The sequence below is a fragment of the Streptomyces sp. NPDC059398 genome, from assembly GCF_042751845.1.
Lineage (GTDB): Bacteria > Actinomycetota > Actinomycetes > Streptomycetales > Streptomycetaceae > Streptomyces.
Genome location: NZ_JBHYWP010000037.1, coordinates 44,751 through 49,793, shown reverse-complemented (window position 1 = coordinate 49,793; position 5,043 = coordinate 44,751). Strand labels below are relative to the sequence as shown.

Genomic DNA, 5,043 nt, shown 5'->3' with positions numbered 1-5,043 from the left:
ATGTCCTTGCGTTCTCTTTATTGTGCCGCTTCGTGCTCTTTGACAAGACCTGCCCTGTGTGGGGCGCCCCCGTTCGACTCCCCCCGCCCGCCCCCCCCCCCCCCCGCCCGTCAGATGTCCCGGAAGATCTCGATCTGCGCGCCCACCGAGTTGAGCCGCTCGGCCAGTTCCTCGTAGCCGCGGTTGATCACGTACACGTTGCGCAGCACCGACGTGCCCTCGGCCGCCATCATCGCCAGCAGCACCACCACTGCGGGTCGCAGCGCCGGCGGGCACATCATCTCGGCCGCGCGCCACCGGGTCGGCCCCTCCACCAGGACCCGGTGCGGGTCGAGGAGTTGCAGCCTGCCGCCCAGCCGGTTGAGGTCCGTCAGATAGATCGCGCGGTTGTCGTAGACCCAGTCGTGGATCAGGGTCTGGCCCTGTGCGACCGCCGCGATGGCCGCGAAGAACGGGACGTTGTCGATGTTGAGCCCGGGGAAGGGCATCGGGTGGATCTTGTCGATCGGCGCTTCGAGCTTGGAGGGCCGCACGGTCAGGTCCACCAGCCGGGTGCGCCCGTTGTCGGCCGCGTACTCGGCGCCGCGGTCGTGGTCGAGACCCATCTCCTCCAGGACCGCGAGTTCGATCTCCATGAACTCGACGGGGACCCGGCGGATCGTCAGCTCCGACTCCGTCACCACGGCGGCGGCGAGCAGACTCATCGCCTCGACCGGGTCCTCGGAGGGGGAGTAGTCGACATCCACATCGATGTCCGGCACCCCGTGCACGGTGAGCGTCGTCGTGCCGACGCCGTCGACGCGTACGCCCAGCGCCTCCAGGAAGAAGCACAGGTCCTGGACCATGTAGTTGGAGGACGCGTTGCGGATGACGGTCACACCGTCGCTGCGCGCCGCCGCGAGCAGCGCGTTCTCGGTCACCGTGTCGCCCCGCTCGGTCAGCACGATCGGGCGGTCGGGGGTGGCGCCCCGCTCCACCTGTGCGTGGTAGAGCCCCTCGGTGGCGGTGATCTCCAGCCCGAAGCGGCGCAGCGCGATCATATGGGGCTCGATGGTGCGGGTGCCCAGGTCGCAGCCGCCCGCGTACGGCAGCTTGAAGCTGTCCAGGCGGTGGAGCAGCGGGCCGAGGAACATGATGATCGACCGGGTGCGCCGCGCGGCCGACGCGTCGATGGCGGCCATGTCCACATCGGAGCCCGGGGCGATCTCCAGGTCCTTGCCGTCGTTGATCCAACGGGTGCGTACACCGATGGAGTTGAGCACCTCAAGGAGGCGGTACACCTCCTCGATGCGCGCGACTCTGCGCAGCACCGTCCGCCCCTTGTTGAGCAACGAGCCGCAGAGCAGCGCCACACAGGCGTTCTTGCTCGTCTTGACGTCGATCGCGCCGGAGAGCCGGCGTCCGCCGACCACCCGCAGATGCATCGGACCGGCGTAGCCCAGCGAGACGATCTCGCTGTCGAGTGCCTCGCCGATACGGGCGATCATCTCAAGGCTGATGTTCTGGTTTCCGCGTTCGATGCGGTTCACGGCGCTCTGGCTTGTGGCGAGCGCATCGGCCAGCTGAGTCTGTGTCCAGCCCCGGTGCTGACGGGCGTCACGGATGAGCTTGCCGATGCGTACGAGGTAGTCATCTGCCATGCGCCAGACGCTATCTCACATATGAGATGCCGACTCTTCCGGGTGGGCCATTGGAGTGATGGCGAGATGGCGGGCGGGATGGCGGTGGGGGTTCCGGGTGAGGTGGCGCGGGCCGCGGACCGGTCACGATCCGGCCCCGCTCCGCCCCCGCTCCGGTTGTGGTCCGCCCCTGCGGTGACCCTCGCCGCAAGCGGCCGCGCGGGTGTTCCTGCCGCGCCGGGCGGGGTAGGCGGCTGGGGCGGACGCGCCAGGCCCCCGAGGAGCCCGCCGCCGTCCCGCGCGAAGGGCAGGCGCCGAAGCCGCCCCTGCCGCGCGGTGGGCGGTGACGGGCAGCCCCGCATGACCTCCGCGCGGACGTGTACTAGAGTTATCTCGACATCGAGATATCTGCCGAGGCGCATCGCGGCCGTCACTCGGTAAGGGTTACCTAACTAATCCTCACTGTAGCGGATGGCCGGGCAGCCGAAGGCGGCACCACGCGGCGCCGGCCGCAGATGAGGCGCGGCGCGGCAGAACGCGCACTTTGATGAAGGAGACTGTCGTGTCGGCGAACAGCTTCGACGCCCGCAGCACGCTGCGCGTGGGCGACGAGTCGTACGAGATCTTCAAGCTGGACAAGGTCGAGGGCTCCGCGCGCCTCCCTTACAGCCTGAAGGTGCTGCTGGAGAACCTGCTGCGTACCGAGGACGGCGCGAACATCACCGCCGACCACATCCGGGCGCTGGGCGGCTGGGACTCGCAGGCCCAGCCGAGCCGGGAGATCCAGTTCACGCCGGCCCGCGTGATCATGCAGGACTTCACCGGTGTGCCCTGCGTGGTCGACCTCGCCACCATGCGTGAGGCCGTGAAGGAGCTCGGCGGGGACGCCGACAAGATCAACCCGCTGGCCCCGGCCGAGCTGGTCATCGACCACTCCGTCATCGCCGACAAGTTCGGCACGACGGACTCCTTCACGCAGAACGTCGAGCTGGAGTACGGCCGCAACAAGGAGCGCTACCAGTTCCTGCGCTGGGGCCAGACCGCCTTCGACGAGTTCAAGGTCGTCCCGCCGGGCACCGGCATCGTCCACCAGGTGAACATCGAGCACCTGGCCCGCACCGTCATGGTCCGCAACGGCCAGGCGTACCCCGACACCCTCGTCGGCACCGACTCGCACACCACCATGGTCAACGGCCTGGGCGTGCTGGGCTGGGGCGTCGGCGGTATCGAGGCCGAGGCCGCCATGCTCGGCCAGCCGGTCTCGATGCTCATCCCGCGCGTCGTCGGCTTCAAGCTGACCGGCGAGCTGAACCCGGGCACCACCGCCACCGACCTGGTCCTCACGATCACCGAGATGCTGCGCAAGCACGGCGTCGTCGGCAAGTTCGTCGAGTTCTACGGTGAGGGCGTCGCCGCCACCTCGCTCGCGAACCGCGCCACCATCGGCAACATGTCGCCCGAGTTCGGCTCCACCGCCGCGATCTTCCCGATCGACGCCGAGACGCTGAACTACCTGCGGCTGACCGGCCGTGACGAGAAGCAGGTCGCGCTCGTCGAGGCGTACTCCAAGGAGCAGGGCCTCTGGCTCGACCCGGCCGCCGAGCCCGACTTCTCCGAGAAGCTGGAGCTCGACCTCGCCACGGTCGTCCCCTCCATCGCCGGCCCGAAGCGCCCCCAGGACCGCATCGTCCTCGCCAACGCCAAGGCGCAGTTCGCCCAGGACGTCCGCAACTACGTCTCCGAGGACGAGGAGTCCGGCAAGGAGTCCTTCCCGGCATCCGACGCTCCGGCCACCCACAACGGTGTGCCGAGCCGCCCGACCACGGTCACGGCCCCCGACGGTTCGACGTACGAGATCGACCACGGCGCCGTCACCGTCGCCGCGATCACCTCCTGCACCAACACCTCGAACCCGTACGTGATGGTCGCCGCCGCGCTCGTCGCGAAGAAGGCCGTCGAGAAGGGCCTGACCCGCAAGCCGTGGGTCAAGACCACCCTCGCCCCGGGCTCCAAGGTCGTCACCGACTACTTCGACAAGGCCGGGCTCACCCCGTACCTCGACAAGGTCGGCTTCAACCTCGTCGGCTACGGCTGCACCACCTGCATCGGCAACTCGGGCCCGCTGCCCGATGAGGTCTCCAAGGCCGTCAACGACCACGACCTGGCCGTGACGTCGGTGCTCTCCGGCAACCGCAACTTCGAGGGGCGCATCAACCCCGACGTCAAGATGAACTACCTGGCGTCCCCGCCGCTCGTCGTCGCGTACGCCATCGCGGGCTCCATGAAGGTGGACATCACCAAGGACTCGCTCGGCACCGACCAGGACGGCAACGAGGTCCACCTCAAGGACATCTGGCCCACCGAGGCCGAGGTCAACGACGTCGTGGCGAACACCATCGGCGAGGACATGTTCAACAAGTCCTACCAGGACGTCTTCGCGGGTGACGCCCAGTGGCAGGCGCTGTCCATCCCGACCGGCAACACCTTCGAGTGGGACGCCGAGTCCACCTACGTCCGCAAGCCCCCTTACTTCGAGGGCATGACGATGGATCCCGCCCCGGTCGAGGACATCACCGGCGCCCGGGTCCTCGCCAAGCTGGGCGACTCGGTCACCACCGACCACATCTCCCCGGCCAGCGCCATCAAGGCCGACACCCCGGCCGGCAAGTACCTCACGGAGCACGGCGTCGAGCGCCGCGACTTCAACTCCTACGGCTCGCGCCGTGGTAACCACGAGGTCATGATCCGCGGCACCTTCGCCAACATCCGCCTGCGCAACCAGATCGCGCCGGGCACCGAGGGCGGCTACACCCGCGACTTCACCCAGCCGGACGGGCCGGTGTCGTTCATCTACGACGCCTCCCAGAACTACCAGGCCGCCGGCATCCCGCTGACCGTCCTGGCCGGCAAGGAGTACGGCTCCGGCTCGTCCCGCGACTGGGCGGCCAAGGGCACCGCGCTGCTCGGCGTCCGCACCGTCATCGCCGAGTCGTACGAGCGCATCCACCGCTCGAACCTCATCGGCATGGGCGTCCTGCCGCTCCAGTTCCCGGAGGGCCAGACCGCCGAGTCGCTCGGCCTGAACGGCCAGGAGACCTTCTCCTTCACCGGGGTGACCGAGCTGAACAACGGCACCACGCCCCGTACGGTCAAGGTCACCACCGACACCGGTGTGGAGTTCGACGCGGTCGTCCGTATCGACACCCCCGGTGAGGCGGACTACTACCGCAACGGCGGCATCATGCAGTACGTGCTGCGCAACCTGATCCGCAAGTAGTACGGACGGGCCGCGAGGCCCCGGGTCCACCGAAGGGGGGGGGGGGCCGGGGGGCGCCCGCGGGGGGGGGGGCGGGCGTGGGGGGGGGGGGGGCTGGGGGGGGGGCGGGGTCTAGGTTGTGGTGGTGGGGGTGGGCGGGGGCGTGAG

At 69.0% G+C, this 5,043-nt stretch carries 2 protein-coding genes; one reads left to right on the top strand and one right to left on the bottom strand.

The genetic code is table 11. The features are described from left to right. Positions 1–110 precede the first annotated feature (110 nt). The gene (locus ACFXBC_RS15950; RefSeq protein WP_385023899.1) at positions 111–1,640 is read right to left on the bottom strand and encodes a helix-turn-helix domain-containing protein; all 1,530 of its coding nucleotides are present in this window, start codon (positions 1,638–1,640) and stop codon (positions 111–113) included. 541 nt (positions 1,641–2,181) lie between these two features. Here ACFXBC_RS15950 and acnA point away from each other — a divergent pair. Beyond that, a complete protein-coding gene (gene acnA, locus ACFXBC_RS15945) occupies positions 2,182–4,896 on the top strand; it encodes an aconitate hydratase AcnA (protein ID WP_385023897.1) in 2,715 nt (904 codons plus the stop codon). Positions 4,897–5,043: the final 147 nt, after the last annotated feature.